The 14,575-nt window shown below is 69.3% G+C and carries 14 protein-coding genes and 1 tRNA gene; 5 read left to right on the forward strand and 10 right to left on the reverse strand.

The annotated features are described in order from the left end of the window. Positions 1 to 60: 60 nt before the first annotated feature. The 9 genes from ABIC70_RS00730 to aroQ form a co-directional block, all read right to left on the reverse strand. Entirely contained in the window at positions 61 to 705 is a 645-nt protein-coding gene (locus tag ABIC70_RS00730) for a glutathione S-transferase family protein (RefSeq protein WP_043347125.1), read from the reverse strand. A 24-nt stretch (positions 706 to 729) separates the two neighbouring features. After that, entirely contained in the window at positions 730 to 1,080 is a 351-nt protein-coding gene (locus tag ABIC70_RS00735) for a type II toxin-antitoxin system PemK/MazF family toxin (protein WP_043347126.1), read from the reverse strand. Continuing rightward, positions 1,061 to 1,354 carry an AbrB/MazE/SpoVT family DNA-binding domain-containing protein gene (locus tag ABIC70_RS00740; RefSeq protein ID WP_043382578.1) on the reverse strand — a complete coding sequence of 98 codons (294 nt, stop codon included), beginning with the start codon at positions 1,352 to 1,354 and terminating at the stop codon, positions 1,061 to 1,063. Before ABIC70_RS00740 ends, ABIC70_RS00735 begins: the two co-directional genes overlap by 20 nt. Before the next feature lie 53 nt (positions 1,355 to 1,407). Beyond that, the gene (gene ilvN / locus ABIC70_RS00745; protein ID WP_043347129.1) at positions 1,408 to 1,950 is read right to left on the reverse strand and encodes an acetolactate synthase small subunit; all 543 of its coding nucleotides are present in this window, start codon (positions 1,948 to 1,950) and stop codon (positions 1,408 to 1,410) included. A 70-nt stretch (positions 1,951 to 2,020) separates the two neighbouring features. Beyond that, positions 2,021 to 3,796, reverse strand: a complete 1,776-nt coding sequence (locus ABIC70_RS00750) for an acetolactate synthase 3 large subunit (RefSeq protein ID WP_354438611.1) — start codon at positions 3,794 to 3,796, stop codon at positions 2,021 to 2,023. 425 nt (positions 3,797 to 4,221) lie between these two features. Continuing rightward, a complete protein-coding gene (locus ABIC70_RS00755) occupies positions 4,222 to 5,667 on the reverse strand; it encodes an amidase (protein WP_043347138.1) in 1,446 nt (481 codons plus the stop codon). A gap of 207 nt (positions 5,668 to 5,874) precedes the next feature. Further along, positions 5,875 to 6,954 (reverse strand): dihydroorotase, encoded by a 1,080-nt coding sequence (gene pyrC / locus ABIC70_RS00760; protein ID WP_274926275.1) that lies wholly within the window; start codon positions 6,952 to 6,954, stop codon positions 5,875 to 5,877. 12 nt (positions 6,955 to 6,966) lie between these two features. Continuing rightward, positions 6,967 to 7,668, reverse strand: a complete 702-nt coding sequence (locus ABIC70_RS00765) for an orotate phosphoribosyltransferase (protein ID WP_053611097.1) — start codon at positions 7,666 to 7,668, stop codon at positions 6,967 to 6,969. A 143-nt stretch (positions 7,669 to 7,811) separates the two neighbouring features. Next, positions 7,812 to 8,261, reverse strand: a complete 450-nt coding sequence (gene aroQ / locus ABIC70_RS00770) for a type II 3-dehydroquinate dehydratase (protein ID WP_179697684.1) — start codon at positions 8,259 to 8,261, stop codon at positions 7,812 to 7,814. Positions 8,262 to 8,452: 191 nt separating this feature from the next. Between aroQ and ABIC70_RS00775 the strand changes: the two genes are divergently transcribed. The 5 genes from ABIC70_RS00775 to ABIC70_RS00795 all read left to right on the forward strand — a co-directional run bounded on the left by ABIC70_RS00775 (position 8,453) and on the right by ABIC70_RS00795 (position 13,136). Further along, positions 8,453 to 9,295, forward strand: coding sequence for a 3-oxoadipate:acetyl-CoA acetyltransferase (locus ABIC70_RS00775; protein ID WP_043382563.1), 843 nt, complete (start codon positions 8,453 to 8,455; stop codon positions 9,293 to 9,295). Positions 9,296 to 9,488: 193 nt separating this feature from the next. Then, positions 9,489 to 9,562: transfer RNA gene (locus tag ABIC70_RS00780), tRNA-Gly, on the forward strand. A 309-nt stretch (positions 9,563 to 9,871) separates the two neighbouring features. Then, positions 9,872 to 11,425 (forward strand): PAS domain-containing sensor histidine kinase, encoded by a 1,554-nt coding sequence (locus tag ABIC70_RS00785; protein WP_043345594.1) that lies wholly within the window; start codon positions 9,872 to 9,874, stop codon positions 11,423 to 11,425. Next, positions 11,415 to 12,032, forward strand: coding sequence for a response regulator FixJ (fixJ, locus tag ABIC70_RS00790; RefSeq protein WP_043345590.1), 618 nt, complete (start codon positions 11,415 to 11,417; stop codon positions 12,030 to 12,032). The genes ABIC70_RS00785 and fixJ overlap by 11 nt, the downstream gene beginning before the upstream one ends. A 162-nt stretch (positions 12,033 to 12,194) precedes the next feature. Continuing rightward, complete coding sequence (locus tag ABIC70_RS00795) at positions 12,195 to 13,136, forward strand: cyclic nucleotide-binding domain-containing protein (RefSeq protein WP_244538985.1); 942 nt, start codon at positions 12,195 to 12,197, stop codon at positions 13,134 to 13,136. Between the two features lie 138 nt (positions 13,137 to 13,274). Here ABIC70_RS00795 and hmpA read toward each other — a convergent pair whose 3' ends face one another. After that, entirely contained in the window at positions 13,275 to 14,519 is a 1,245-nt protein-coding gene (gene hmpA / locus ABIC70_RS00800) for an NO-inducible flavohemoprotein (protein ID WP_354438614.1), read from the reverse strand. Between the last annotated feature and the right edge of the window lie 56 nt (positions 14,520 to 14,575).

Here is a 14,575-nt window from a genome sequence, read left to right on the forward strand (position 1 = left end):
GGTACGCGCTCTAGGCCGATTCGATGGCCGCGGCAAGGGGGGTGCCGCGACCGAATGGGATTAGCGCGGGAGCGGCAACCCCTCGCGGGCAAAGACGGCCTGCACGGCCGGGCGCTCGGCGACGCGGCGGGCGTGGGCGGTCCAGGCCGGGAAGCGACCGGCCATGTCGAACCGGAGCACCGGGCCGTTCGCCCAGAACCAGAAGACCATCAGGTAGGCGTCGACGACGCTGAAGCGGTCGCCCACCGCCCAGCCGCCGTGCGAGAGGCGCACCTCGGTCATGGTGGCGAGATCCGCGTAGGTGTTGGCCGCCTTGCTCTTGATGCCGTCGAACGCGCTCTCATCCTCGGTGTAGCGTTCCGGACGGCGGACATGCGCGTAGGTCACGTGGTGGTTGCAGGCGAGCCAGCCGAGCCACTCGTCCGCGGCGGCCTGCTCCCGCAGGTCGGCGGGCCACAGAGCCGTCTCCGGCACCTGACGGGCCACGTGGCGCATGATGGCCGCACATTCGGTGAGCACCCAGCCGTCCTCGGTCAGCGCCGGCACGCGGCCGCGATCGTTGATCGCGAGGTATTCCGGCCGGCGCTGGTCGCCGGCGGCGAGGTCGAGCTTGATGCCCTCGTAGGGCAGCCCGGATTCCTCCAGGACGATGTGGGCGGCGAGCGAGCAGGCGCCGGGGGCGTAGTAGAGGGTGCGGGCGGTCATGACACTGCTATACGCCGTCCTGCTTCAAAGCCCGAGCAGTTTCGCGATCTGATGCCGGACTTCGGCGAGAACAGCGCCCGGCGCGACGCCGAGGCGCCTCAGAATACGCGCCCGCTGATCGATGGAACGGATCTGATCCGTCAACACCGCGCCTTCGACAGTCATTCCGACCGGAAGCATGACCTTCGTCGGCCATGGTTCGATGTTGCTCGTAATCGGGCAGACGATGACGCGGCGCGTCGCTGTGTTCATCAGCACTTCCGACACAACCAACGCCGGTCGACGACCATCTTGTTCCGTCCCGCGGACAGGACCGAATTCGACGAGGATCAAATCGCCGGCCTGAAGCGATGGCTCAGCGGGAGTCGTCGTCATCGATGATCTCAGAGCCGACATCCGGACCCCAGTCCACGGTCGGCGGCTCGAAATCCGGGCCCAGACGGCGCATCTCGGCGACCATGTCCTCGAGCGTATAGACCGGCAGCCCGTTGACGTACCGGCGCCCAGCCCATTGCTGCGGCTCCGGCGGGACCGGGCGCTTCGAGACGATCTCGACCGTCTCGCCTTCGCGGATGCCGAGTTCTTCGGCCTCCGCGCTGCTCAGACGGACGGCGAGGTCGTCACCCCAGCGGATGACCTTGGCTTCCATCACTCCGCCTCCTGCGGGGACGGGGCATCCTAGCAGAGGTCAGCCGCCGGAGCCTACAGCGGCTCAGCCCCGCGCCCCATCGCGGAGATGCCGGTCCGGCAGATCTCCACCAGCCCGATCACGCTCATCAGGCGCACGAACCGGTCGATCTCCTCGGTGGCCCCGGTCAATTCAAACACGAAGGAGTTGAGCGTGGCGTCCAGCGTCTTGGCGCCGAAGGCGGCGGCGAGCCGCAGGGCCTCGCTGCGGTGCTCGCCCTCGCCCTTCACCTTCACGAGGCAGATCTCGCGCTCGAGGGCGTTGCCCTGGAGCGTCAGGTCCACCACCCGGTGGACCGGCACCAGCCGGTCGAGCTGCGCCTTGATCTGCTCGATCACGGCGTTGGTGCCCGTCGTGACGATGGTGATGCGGGAGATGTGGCGCGCCTCCTCGGTCTCGGAGACGGTCAGGCTCTCGATGTTGTAGCCGCGGCCGGAGAACAGGCCCGAAATGCGCGCGAGCACGCCGGGCTCGTTGTCGACGATCACCGCCAGCGTGTGCCGGTTCACCGGCTCGACGCGGACGGCATCGGGGTAGTGGGTGTTCATCGCATTCATCGCCGGCCTCGTCCTCGTCGTCCCGTCCGTGCTCACCAGCGGCGACCCCGGAGGGCCGCCGCCAAACCCATCACACCAGCATCTTGCCTTCCTCGGAGATCACGTCGCCGAGTTCGACGCCGGTCTCACCGAGGTAGTCGGACAGGAGCATCTCGTTGTGCGCCTTGCCCGACGGGATCATCGGGAAGCAGTTCTCGGTCTTGTCGACGATGCAGTCGAAGATCACCGGGCCGTCATAGGCGAGCATCTCCGCGATGGCGCCGTCGAGGTCGCCCGGCTTCTCGCAGCGCATGCCCTTGGCGCCGTAGGCCTCCGCGAGCTTCACGAAGTCCGGCAGGCTCTCCGAGTAGCTCTGCGAGTAGCGCGAGCCGTGCAGCAGCTCCTGCCACTGCCGGACCATGCCCATGTACTCATTGTTCAGGATGAACACCTTGATCGGCAGGCGGTACTGCACCGCCGTCGACATCTCCTGCATGTTCATCAGGATCGACGCCTCGCCGGCGATGTCGATCACCAGCCCATTCGGATGCGCGAGCTGCGTGCCGATCGCCGCCGGCAGGCCGTAGCCCATCGTGCCGAGGCCGCCTGAGGTCATCCAGCGGTTCGGCTCGTCGTACTTGAAGTACTGGGCCGCCCACATCTGGTGCTGGCCGACCTCGGTGGTGATGTAGGTCTCGCGGTCCTTGCAGGCCTCGTAGAGGCGCTGCACGGCGTATTGCGGCTTGATGATCGTGCCCGACGGCCAGTAGGCGAGGCAGTCCCGCGCCTTCCAGGCACTGATCTTCTGGAACCACGGGTCGAGGTTGGACTTTTCGGGCCGCGACGGCAGGGCGCGCCACGCCTCCAGCATGTCGGCGAGCACCGAGGCGCAGTCACCGACGATCCCGACATCGACCTTGACAACCTTGTTGATCGAGGAGGCGTCGACGTCGATGTGGATCTTCTTGGAGAAGGGCGAGAACGCGTCGAGACGGCCGGTGATCCGGTCGTCGAACCGGGCGCCGACGCAGATCATCACGTCGCACTCGTGCATCGCGAGGTTGGCCTCGTAGGTCCCGTGCATGCCGAGCATGCCCAGGAACTTCTCGTCCGTGCCCGGATAGGCGCCGAGCCCCATCAGGGTCGAGGTGATCGGGAAGCCGGTCTCGCGGACGAGCTCGCGCAGCAGGCGCGACGCCTCCGGGCCGGAATTGATCACGCCGCCGCCGGTGTAGAAGACCGGCCGGCGCGCGGTCGCCATCAGTTCGACGGCCGCGCGGATCCGGTCGGCGTCGCCCTTCACGGCCGGGCGGTAGGTCTTGTGGCTCGCGATCTCCGGGCGCTCGTAGAGGCCGGACGCGAACTGAATGTCCTTGGGCAGGTCGACCACGACCGGGCCGGGACGGCCGTTGGCCGCGACGTAGAACGCCTCGTGCAGGATGCGCGGCAGGTCGTCGATCGATTTGACCAGGTAATTGTGCTTCGTGCAGTGGCGCGTGATGCCGACCGTGTCACACTCTTGGAACGCGTCGGTGCCGATCAGGTGCGTCGGGACCTGGCCGGTGATGCAGACCAGCGGGATCGAATCGAGCATCGCGTCGGTCAGCCCGGTGACGATGTTGGTCGCACCGGGGCCCGAGGTGACCAGCACGCAGCCGACCTTGCCGGAGGAGCGGGCATAGCCCTCGGCGGCGTGGACGGCGCCCTGCTCGTGGCGGACGAGGATGTGCTTGACGGCGTTCTGGTGGAAGAGCGCGTCGTAGATCGGAAGTACGGCGCCGCCCGGATACCCGAACAGCGTGTCGACACCCTGATCCTGGAAGGCCCGGATGACCATCTCGGCCCCGGTCATGACCTCGCCGCCCATGCTCGTCTCCTCGCGCTCTCCGGAGCCACCGCGATCCCGTGATCGCCGCCCTGCCCCGTCCTCTCTCCCGGCACCCTCGTCACGCGGGGCGGTCTCCGCCTCGCCCGAAGGTGCCTATCGCCTCGGATCTCCGTCCGTCCCAGTCCTGTCCCGCCCGGACGCGGGCAACAAAAAAGGGCCCCGAGGGACCCTGCATGCGCCACCGCCCGGATCGCGGCCCTAGCTCAGGGCCGCCCCGTCGGTGACGCTACCGCTACAATAAGGACCGTGGTCATCGGAAATCCGAACCTGCCTCGCGGCGCCCGCATGATCCGGAACTGGCTCATGGTCGGCGCGCGAAGTGTCGGGCCTCATAGCGGAGCGCGCGCGGCGGGTCAACGCGTCCGCGCGTGCAAGTGAGCCGGTTCGGAGGTGAAGCCGCTCCCTCACTGCAGGGGCGGCGGGAAGCGGCGGACCCAGTTGCTCGCCGCGTCGTAGGCGGCCCCGAGTTGCAGGCAGGCGAGTTCGCCGTGGTTCGGTCCGACGATCTGGATGCCGGTGGGCAGTCCGGCGGCTCCGAACCCGGCCGGCACGTCGAGCGCGGGCAGGCCCGACATCGTCGCCGGGATCGTGATCTGCATCCAGCGGTGATAGGTGTCCATCGCCTGTCCGCCCACCGTCTCGGGCCAGCGCAGGGCCTTGTCGAACGGGAAGACCTGCGCGCTCGGCATCACGAGGTAATCGTAGCCCTCCATGAAGCGGCGCAGGGTCTCGTACCAGCGGGTGCGCCCCTCCAGGGCCGCGATGATCCGGTCGGCGCCGAGCGCCAGCCCCCGCTCGACCTCCCAGACCGCCTCCGGCTTGAGCAGGGCCCGGTGGCGGGGCTCGTCGTAGAACGGGCGGAGATTTGCCGCGACGGTGAAGGCGCGCAGCACCAGCCAATCCTCCCAGAGCCGCTCCATGTCGTAGCGCGGCATCGCCTCCTCGACGGTGCAGCCGATCTCCGCGAACGTCGCCAGGGCGGCGCGTCCGACGTCGAGCACGCCGGGATCGAAGGGGATCTGGCCGCCGCAATCGCCGAGCCACGCGATCCGCGTCCCGCGGAAGTCGCGGGCGAGCGGGCTCGCGAAGGCGGAGGGGTCCTGCCGGATGGCGTTCGGGCAGCGGGGGTCGTAGCCCGCCAGAACCGAGAGCATCAGGCCGATATCGCCGGGCGTTCGCCCGATCGCCCCGAGCACGCCGAGCCCGGGGCTGAACACGTCCTTGGCCTCGGCGGGGATCCGTCCCCAGGCCGGGCGCAGACCGTAGCAATTGTTGAAGGCCGGCGGGTTGCGCAGCGAGCCGGCATGGTCGCTGCCATCGGCCACCGGCTGCATCCGCAGCGCCACCGCCACGGCCGCGCCGCCGCTCGAGCCACCCCCGGTCTTCGCCGGATCGTAGGCGTTGCCGGTGGCGCCGTAGACCGGGTTGAAGCTGTGCGAGCCGAGGCCGAATTCGGGGATGTTGGTCTTGCCGATGAAGATCGCCCCGGCGGCGCGCAGGCGCGTCACCATGATCGAGTCCGTCTCGGCGATCCGGTCGGCGAAGATCGGCGACCCTTGGGTGAACGGCAGGCCGCGGACCGGGTCGAGATCCTTCACGGCCAGCGGGAAGCCGTGCAGCGGCCCGACGGGCTCGCCCCGCGCCAGGACGGCGTCCGCACCTTCGGCCTCGCGCAAGAGCGCCGCGTCGTCCTGCAGGCCCACGATTGCGTTGACCTGCGGGTTGAGCCGGTGGATCCGCTCCAGATAGGCGCGCATCACCTCCGCGCAGGAGACCACCCGGCCGCGGATGGCGGCGGCGAGGTCCACGGCGCCCATCGCCGTGATGCCGTCCTGTCGCGCGTCCTGCATCGTACCCTCCTCCGGATCAACCGAAGATCGGTAACCCGAGGTTGGATCCAGGCAAAGATGGCTTTGGCTGATTGGATGGAGTGCCGATGTCCGTCTTCGCGAGCGCAGCGAAGCAATCGAGTGTCGCGCGACGATCGCCGATGTCGCGCTGCCCTGGGTCGCTTCGCGCCGCTCGCGATGACGGTGCGCTGTCCTCAGCCTAGGCGGTCACACCACCGACCAGGGCAGCGTCTCGTCACCCCGGAACACCACCACCGCGGTGTCGTCCACGGTCACGGCCTCGGCGACGCGGCCGGGCCGGCGCTCCAGGGTGACGGTCCCGGCATTCGGCTCCAGACCGTGGAAGCGGGCGCCGTTGAGGGAGGCGAAGGCCTCGAACTTATCGAGCGCCCCCTCCTCGTCGAAGACCTGCACGTAGGTCTGGAGCGCGCTCGGCCCGCAGAACACGCCTGCGCAGCCGCAGGCCGCCTCCTTGGCGCCGCGGACGTGGGGGGCGGTGTCGGTGCCGAGATAGAAGCAGGCCTCGCCGGAGGTCGCGGCCCTGCGCAGGGCCAGCCGGTGCCGCTCGCGCTTGGCCACCGGCAGGCAGTACAGGTGCGGGCGCAGCCCGCCCTGGAAGATGTGCGTCCGGTTGATCACGAGGTGGTGCGGCGTGATCGTGGCCGCGCACCGGCTCCGGTGCTCCCGGACCACGTCGAGGATCTCCGCCGTGGTGGCGTGCTCCACGGTGACCTTCAGCCCCTGGTGCCGGCCGAGCAGCGGGATCAGGCTGCCCTCCATGAACGCGGCCTCGCGGTCGAAGATGTCGATCTCCGGGTCGGTGGCCTCGCCGTGGATCAGGAGCGGCATACCGATCCGCTCCATCCGCTCCAGCACAGGCGCGATCCCCAGGAGGTCGGTGACGCCCGCATGGGAGTTCGTGGTCGCGCCCGCCGGATAGAGCTTGGCGGCGACCCAGACCTTCTCCCGGAAGCCGCGCTCGATCTCGTCCGGATCGGTGTCGTCCCGCAGGTAGCAGGTCATGAGCGGGGTGAAGTCCATGCCGGCGGGAAGGGCCGCCAGGATCCGCGCGCGATAGGCCTCCGCGGCGGCGACCGTGGTCACGGGCGGCACGAGGTTCGGCATGATGATGCCCCGGGCGAACTGCGCCGCCGTGTAGGGCAGCACCGCCTTCAGCATCGCGCCGTCGCGCAGGTGGATGTGCCAGTCGTCCGGCCGGCGGATCGTGATCCGGTCGACCGGCTTCGCGTCCTGGCGCTCGGCGGGGAACAGGTCTGCGACGCCCATCGCGAAAACCCCTCAGGCCTGGCCGAAGGCGGAGATGCCGCCATGGGCGGCCGACCACTCGGCCGGCGCGTTGAGGAAGCGCTCGACCTCGTCGAGCGTCTTCGGGTCGAAGGTGCCCATCTCCTTGGCCACCGCCAGAACGTCCCACCACGTGGTGAGGTAGTGGAGCTTGATGCCGATCTCCTCCATCAGCGCGGCGCTGCCGGGGAAGATGTCGTAGTAGAACAGCACGAAGCAGTGATCGACCTGGGCGCCGGACTCGCGCAGGGCCTTGCAGAAGTTGACCTTGCTGCGTCCGTCGGTGGCCAGATCCTCGACCAGCAGCGTCCGGGCGCCGTCGACGATCTCGCCCTCGATCTGCGCGTTGCGGCCGAAGCCCTTGGGCTTCTTGCGGATATACTGCATGGGCAGCATCATCCGGTCGGCGATCCAGGCCGCGAAGGGGATGCCGGCGGTCTCGCCGCCCGCGATGTGGGTGAGCTGCTCGTAGCCGATCTCGCGCACGATCGTGGCGGTGGCGAAGTCCATCAGCGTCGAGCGCAGGCGCGGGAACGAGATGATCTTCCGGCTGTCGGTGTAAACCGGGCTCGCCCAGCCGGAGGTGAACTTGAACGGCTCGTCCTTGTAGAAGAGGACGGCACCGATCTCGAGGAACATCTTGGCCGCCTCGCGGGCGATGACGGTCCGGTCGAGGGGCAGGAAGGGGCTGGTCATGCGGCGTGCGCGCTCCGCTTGAGGCGCTCTCCGGGGCCATGAGGACCGGTCCGGCCGGGGAGCGCGCGTGAAACTAGGGCCTGACCGCCCTCCTCCGCCCTGTCTCCGCCAGCGTCAACCCTGATCGCGGCGCTATCCGCGCCTCATGCAGGCTTGCCGGCCCGCAGATGCGCGAGGTGGCGGATGGCGAGCGCGTAGCCGTGCGTCCCGAACCCCGCCAGAACGGCCGTGGCGGCGAGCGAGATGTAGGAGTGGTGGCGGAAGGCCTCGCGCCGGTGGACGTTCGAGATGTGGCACTCGATCACCGGCACCTCGCAGGTGTTGAGCGCGTCGAGGAGCGCCACGGAGGTATGGGTGTAGGCGCCAGCGTTGATGACGATGCCGGCCGAGCCGACCCGGAAATCGTGGATCGCGTCGATCAGCACGTGCTCGGCGTTGCTCTGGCGGAAATCGACCGTGAGCCCGAAGCCGGCGGCGGTCTCGCGGCACAGGGCCTCGACGTCGGCCAGGGTCTCGCGGCCGTAGATCTCGGGCTGGCGCTTGCCGAGCAGGTTCAGGTTCGGCCCGTTCAGGACCAGGATCGTGTCGTTCATCATGTGCCTCGCGGCCGGAAGAGGTGCGGCAAGCGCCGGCGAGACACAAGTCCGTCGGGACACGGGTCCGGGCTGTCATCCGGCCCGAGATGTCCCGCAGACGGATCTGCCGCCCGCGCCGGGCGGTTCAGATCCGGCTTGCGCGGCGCTATCCGGGTTTCCGAAATCCAAGAGGCAGGGAGGACAGGCGGATGGCAGGATCCCGGAGCGAGGTGCCCGTTGTGATCGCGGTGGCGATCACCGGCTCCGTGCCGCGCAAGACCGACAACCCGGCCGTTCCGGTCACCGTCTCCGAGCAGGTCGAGTCGACGCATCAGGCCTTCGAGGCGGGCGCCACGCTCTGCCATATCCACGTGCGCAACGACGACGAGTCGCCCTCCTCCGACCCGGACAAGTTCGCCGCCGTGCAGGCGGGGCTGCGCGAGCACTGCCCGGGGATGATCGTGCAGTTCTCCACGGGGGGGCGCGGGCGCGACCCGGCCGCCCGCGGCCTCTCGCTCAAGCACCGGCCCGACATGGCGTCCCTGTCCACCGGCTCGGTGAACTTCCCGACGATCGTCTACGAAAATTCCGCGAGCCTCGTGACCGACCTCGCCGGCCAGATGAAGCAGTATGGCGTCCGGCCCGAGATCGAGATCTTCGACCTCTCGCACCTGCACGGCGCCAAGCGCCTCGTGGAGGCGGGCCTGATCGACGCGCGCCCGCACGTGCAGTTCGTCATGGGCGTCCAGAACGCGATGCCGGCCGAGGAGCACCTCCTCGACATCCTGCTCGCCGAGACGCGGCGGATCCTGCCGGAGGCGACGTGGACGGCGGCCGGGATCGGTCGCAACCAGGCGATCGTGATGGACTGGGCGCTCGCCCGCGGCGCCGACGCGGTCCGCACCGGCCTGGAGGACAACATCCGGGTGACGAAGGACCGTCTGGCGGCCAGCAACGCCGAACTGGTCGGCCTCGCCGCCGAGGCGGTGGCCCGGCATGGCCGGCGGGTCGCGACGCCCGCCGAGGCCCGCGCCGCGCTGGGGCTCGGCTGATCGGGCGACGCCTCGGTCCCGCGACGAGTGCCCCCGGCTGGAGCGACGCGACCGTCGCAAGCCCCTCGTTTCGAGGCGGTGCCGGGTTGCCGAGCGGCGCGGCGCCGGAGGATCGTCCCTTCGCGGCGGCCGTTCATCGCCGGCCGCGCCCCACCTTCTCACGGGCATCGCAGCGTGCTAACGATCCGCCCGCGCGGGTGTAGCTCAATGGTAGAGCAGCAGCCTTCCAAGCTGAATACGAGGGTTCGATTCCCTTCACCCGCTCCATTCCAAAATCCGAAATCGCATCGCGCGCTTAAGCGTAAACGGCCGGCCCTCCCCGGGCGTCGCGCGGCCGCCCCCTGCGCCGTGCAAGCGGCGTTCCCGGCCCCGCCGCGCCGCGGGCAGCCGGATGCGGGGCGGAGGCGTCGGCGGCTCGAGGCCAGGATCGCGGGCCGCCAGGAGCCCCGCCGGCCAGGCCCTCCCGGAGGACCGACGACCGCGGTGCGCGCCGGCTGTTTCTTGATGGACCCGGCGTTGTAAGACGGGCGCCGACGATCCGGACGGATGACGATGCCGTCCCCCCGTACGGCCGACATGACGACGTCTGACCCTCCCAACGATCCGGGTTCCCGCGGCGACGACCCCTTCGACGCGGAGGGACTTCGGCTGACGCTCGACGAAGCGGGCATCTGCGGCTGGGCCCTCGACGTCCGGACCGGGCGCGTCACGATCTTGCCGTCCTGCCTTCGTCTGTTCGGGGTGCCGCCGGACCGCCTGACCACCTTCGACGCGATGCAGGCCTTCGTGCATCCGGACGACCGCGCAGCCAGGGCGGACGCCATCGGGCGCGCGCTGGCGGAGGGCGGACGCTACGAGGTCGATTATCGGGCGGTGCATCCCGATGGACGCGTCCACTGGCTGCGTTCGCGCGGCCGCGTGCAGCTCGGCGCCGACGGTCGGCCGTGCCGCCACCGCGGCGTGGTCTTCAGCATTCACGAACAGAAGCAGGCCGATGAAGACCTGCGGGCGCGCGAGGCGCATCTGCGCTCGATCCTCGACACGGTCCCCGACGCCATGATCGTCATCGACGAGCAGGCGCAGATCAAATCGTTCAGCGCGGCGGCCGTGCGGCAGTTCGGTTACGGGCCGGACGAGATGGTCGGCCGGAACGTCAGCCTGCTGATGCCGGAACCGTATCGGAGCCAGCACGACGCCTACATGGCGCGCTACCGTTCGACCGGAGAACGCCGCATCATCGGCATCGGCCGCGTCGTGGTCGGCCAGCGCAAGGACGGCTCGACCTTCCCGATGGAATTGGCGGTCGGCGAGATGCGTTCGGGCGGCGTGCGCTACTTCACCGGCTTCATCCGCGACCTCACCGAACGGAACCAGACGGAGATGCGTCTGCAGGAGTTGCAGTCCGAGCTGGTGCACATGTCGCGCTTCACCGCCCTGGGCGAGATGGCATCGACGCTGGCGCACGAGATCAACCAGCCGCTCACGGCAATCGCGAGCTATCTCAAGGGCTGCCGCCGCCTCCTCGGGCGCATGGAAGGCCCGGAGGCGGCCCGGCTCTCCGACGCGGTGAACCAAGCGGCCGATCAGGCCCTGAGAGCCGGACAGGTGATCCGGCACCTGCGGGACTTCGTATCGCGCGGCGAGAACGAGCGGCATATCGAAAGCCTGCCCAAGCTGGTCGAGGAGGCGAGCGCCCTCGCCCTCGTCGGCGCCAAGGAGAAGGGCGTGCGCGTCCGCTTCGATCTCGATCCGGATGCGCCGCTCGTGCTGGCCGACCGGATCCAAGTGCAGCAGGTCCTGCTCAACCTCATCCGCAACGCGATCGAGGCCATGCAGGACGTGACCCGGCGCGAACTCGTCGTCGGGACGCGGGCGCGTCCGGCCGAAGGCCTGGTCGAGATACGGGTGTCGGATACCGGGACCGGCATCGCGCCCGAGATCGCCGAGCAGCTGTTCCAGCCCTTCGTGACAACGAAGGCGAACGGCATGGGCGTCGGCCTGTCGATCTGTCGAACCATCGTCGAGGCCCATGGCGGCAAGATCCTGGCCTGCCCGGGTCCGGACGGCGGAACGACCTTCCGCTTCACCCTGCGCACGCTCGACCGCGAGGAGATGGCTCATGTCGACTGACGCGCCCGTGCACATCGTGGACGACGATCTCGCGGTGCGCCAGTCCCTCGCCTTCCTGCTGGCGACCGACGGACTGGCCGTCCAGGTGCACGACTCGGCGACCGCCTTCCTCGCCGCGGGGACCGACCGTGTCGGATGCATCGTCACGGACGTGCGCATGCCCGACATCGACGGCGTCGAACTGCTGCACCGCCTCCGGCAGAGAGGCCGGATGCCGCCCGTGATCGTCATGACAGGCCATGCGGACGTCGCGCTCGCGGTCGAAGCGATGAAGGCCGGCGCGGTGGACTTCATCGAGAAGCCCTTCGACGACGACGTTCTTCTCGCCAGCATCCGATCGGCCTTGGCGCGGGCGGATCGCGCCCGGACGCGCGACGCCGAGGGGGACGCGGTGCGGGCGCGCTTGGCCGCACTCAGCGAGCGCGAGCGCCAGGTCCTGGAAGGACTGGTCGCCGGCAAGGCCAACAAGGTCATCGGGCTCGATCTCGGCATCAGCCCGCGGACCGTCGAGATCTACCGGGCCAACGTCATGTCCAAGATGCAGGCGGGCAGCCTGTCCGAGCTGGTGCGCATGGCACTGATCGCAGAAAGCCTGGAGGGCGACTGAAGACGGACGCGCGTTGCGCCCCGTCGAGATGCCGATTCCGGGATGCCTCAGGGGACGGGCTTCGACGCAGAGGCTCGCTCTTCGAAGGCATCCCCAATGCCCTCTCGGCGCCCGCCCACAGCTGCTCGTAGGGCTGCAGGCCCGCCTCCGCGCCGACATCGGGTGGATCGGCGCACGGCAGTCACTTCCGACCCCAGGGCGCTTGCCGGCTCCGGCGGTTCGCGTTCGCCGCGGGTCGGCGGCGCGCGGTCGATGCCGGATCGGGATCGGGGATGGGCCAAATCTGCAGTTGATATGCATCAAGGCCGGAATGCGCCCCGGTTCTCACGATGCCGAGGTCGAGTGGAAGCGCAGCTTGCCATGCGCGGAGAAGCGAACACCGATCCCGGAACGGGTGACAGCAGCAAGGAGGCACCGCGCATCCGCACCATGTTCCAGCACACGCTCGAGCACGAAGTGCCGGCGGGGACGATCCTTTTCGCGCAGGGCGAGGTCCCGACCTTCCAGATCGTCGTCCTGTCGGGATCGGTTCAGCTCTTCGGACGATCCCGCGATGGCCGCGAGGTGCTCATCGAAGTCGTGAGGGCGCCGGACCTGTTGATCCCTGCCGCCGTCGTGACCGCATCGCCGTATCTGATGCAGGGGCGGGCTCCGGAGCCGACCCGCTTCCTGCTCATTCCGGCCGATGCGTTCCGCGACGCGGTGGAACGCAACCCGCATCTGGCGAAGGCGGTTCTGGAAACGCTCGCCGAGCAGTTCCGTCGGATGGTGCGGCAGACCAAGAATCTGAAGCTGCGCTCCGCGGCCGAGCGCGTCGGATGCCATATCCTCGTCCTATCCGAACGGCAGGGCACGCCGGACCGCGCGATCCTGCCCTACGAGAAGCACATGATCGCGTCCGAACTCGGGATGACGCGCGAGTCCTTCTCCCGCGCCCTCAAAGCCCTCACCAAGATCGGCATCGGCGTTGCGGGCCAGGAGATCGTCATCCGCGACCGCGCGCGACTGACCGCCGTCGCCAAGCCCGACCCCATGATCGATCTGCCTGCCTTCGACGACACCGGTCGCCGGACCCTGGCCCTGATCGAGCGGTTGAAGGGTTAGGGACGGCAGGGCGGCCCGCGGCGCTCGACGGCGGGCGCCCGTTCCGTCGGCACCGGGCGGTCCGGCGCCCGCACGCGCGATCACGGGAGGCGGCAGCGCCGTTCGCGGCGCCGCCGACACCCGGCCGTGGCGCCACGATCAGGCGAAGCGCCGCACCTCGTCCTCCAGCAATTCGTCCGCCGGCCCGAAGAATTCGAAGCGGACCCGCTCGGCCGGGACGCCGTGGCGCTGCAGGCCGTTCACGAGCGCGGCCAGAAACGGCTTGGGACCGCAGAGGTAGTAGACCGCTTCGGCCTGCGGCGTGTTCGCGACGAGCCAATCCGCCGTGATGAGACCCGCCTCGTCGTAATGTTCGCCACGCCGGTCCTGCGCGTCCGGCTGGGCGTAGAAGGTCCGGACGCGGATATGCGCGCGCCCCGAGGCTGCGGCGGCCGTCGCGTCCCGCAGCGCATGGACACGGCCGTTGAGGGCTCCGTGGACATACCAAGTCGGGCGCTCGGGCATCTCATCCGCGATGGCGGCCAGCATGCTCACCATCGGCGTCAGTCCGACGCCGCCGCTGACCAGGACCACCGGGCCGTTCGTCGACCGGTCGAGGAAGAAGTCGCCCGACGGCGGTGCCACGCGCAGGATCGTGCCGATGCCGGCCGCGTCGTGCAGCCAGTTCGAGACGACACCGGCCGGCGCACCGGGCGCGTTCTCGCGCTTGACGGTGATGCGGTAGACGCGGTCGTTCGGGGCACACGAGACCGAGTAATTGCGTTTCAGAACGCCCTGGCCTGGCAGGTCGAAGAGGAAGCCGAGGTACTGACCGGGCTGGTGGCGCAGCACGGGCCCCCCATCGACCGGCGCCAGCACGAAGGAGCGGATCGTCTCGCTCTCCTGGGTCACGCTCTCGACCTGGAACGCGCGCCAGCCGGTCCAGCCTCCAGGCTTTGCGGCGTGGTCGCGGTAGATGGCCGCCTCGCGCCCGATCAGGATCTCCGCCAGGAGCCAGTACGCGTCTCCCCAGGCCGCGCAGGTCTCGGACGTCGCCGCATCGCCCAGAATGTCGCCGATCGCGCCGAGCAGCGCATCCGCGACATGCGGATAGTGCTCGGGGAGGATGTTGAGCGCGACATGCTTCTGCGCGATGCGCTCCACCGCCCCGCCGAGAACGCTCAGATTGTCGATGTTGCGGGCATAGGCCAGCACGGCTTGCGCGAGGGCCTTCGGCTGCGAGCCCGCTGCCCCATGGTGCGACTGGTTGAAGAGGTCGCGCATCTCGGCGTTCTCGAACAGGCGCTCGTACATGCGCCGCGTGATGTCCAGGCCTCGCGCCTCCAGGGCGGGAATCGTGGCTTTGATGAGGGCGACGGTGGAGGGACTCAGCGGGGCAGGCATGGCGGTCCTCAAGATGCATATTACATGCACCTTATGACGGCCCATTTTTAAAGGTG

Origin of the sequence: Methylobacterium sp. 1973, assembly GCF_040545035.1 — a bacterium.
In the GTDB taxonomy this organism is placed as follows: Bacteria; Pseudomonadota; Alphaproteobacteria; order Rhizobiales; family Beijerinckiaceae; genus Methylobacterium; species Methylobacterium fujisawaense.

Coding starts and splice junctions, on each gene's coding strand:
- ABIC70_RS00730 (WP_043347125.1), bottom strand. CDS start 705: ATGACCGCCCGCACCCTCTACTACGCCCCCGGCGCCTGCTCGCTCGCC.
- ABIC70_RS00735 (WP_043347126.1), bottom strand. CDS start 1,080: ATGACGACGACTCCCGCTGAGCCATCGCTTCAGGCCGGCGATTTGATC.
- ABIC70_RS00740 (WP_043382578.1), bottom strand. CDS start 1,354: ATGGAAGCCAAGGTCATCCGCTGGGGTGACGACCTCGCCGTCCGTCTG.
- ilvN (WP_043347129.1), bottom strand. CDS start 1,950: ATGAATGCGATGAACACCCACTACCCCGATGCCGTCCGCGTCGAGCCG.
- ABIC70_RS00750 (WP_354438611.1), bottom strand. CDS start 3,796: ATGGGCGGCGAGGTCATGACCGGGGCCGAGATGGTCATCCGGGCCTTC.
- ABIC70_RS00755 (WP_043347138.1), bottom strand. CDS start 5,667: ATGCAGGACGCGCGACAGGACGGCATCACGGCGATGGGCGCCGTGGAC.
- pyrC (WP_274926275.1), bottom strand. CDS start 6,954: ATGGGCGTCGCAGACCTGTTCCCCGCCGAGCGCCAGGACGCGAAGCCG.
- ABIC70_RS00765 (WP_053611097.1), bottom strand. CDS start 7,668: ATGACCAGCCCCTTCCTGCCCCTCGACCGGACCGTCATCGCCCGCGAG.
- aroQ (WP_179697684.1), bottom strand. CDS start 8,261: ATGAACGACACGATCCTGGTCCTGAACGGGCCGAACCTGAACCTGCTC.
- ABIC70_RS00775 (WP_043382563.1), top strand. CDS start 8,453: ATGGCAGGATCCCGGAGCGAGGTGCCCGTTGTGATCGCGGTGGCGATC.
- ABIC70_RS00785 (WP_043345594.1), top strand. CDS start 9,872: ATGACGACGTCTGACCCTCCCAACGATCCGGGTTCCCGCGGCGACGAC.
- fixJ (WP_043345590.1), top strand. CDS start 11,415: ATGTCGACTGACGCGCCCGTGCACATCGTGGACGACGATCTCGCGGTG.
- hmpA (WP_354438614.1), bottom strand. CDS start 14,519: ATGCCTGCCCCGCTGAGTCCCTCCACCGTCGCCCTCATCAAAGCCACG.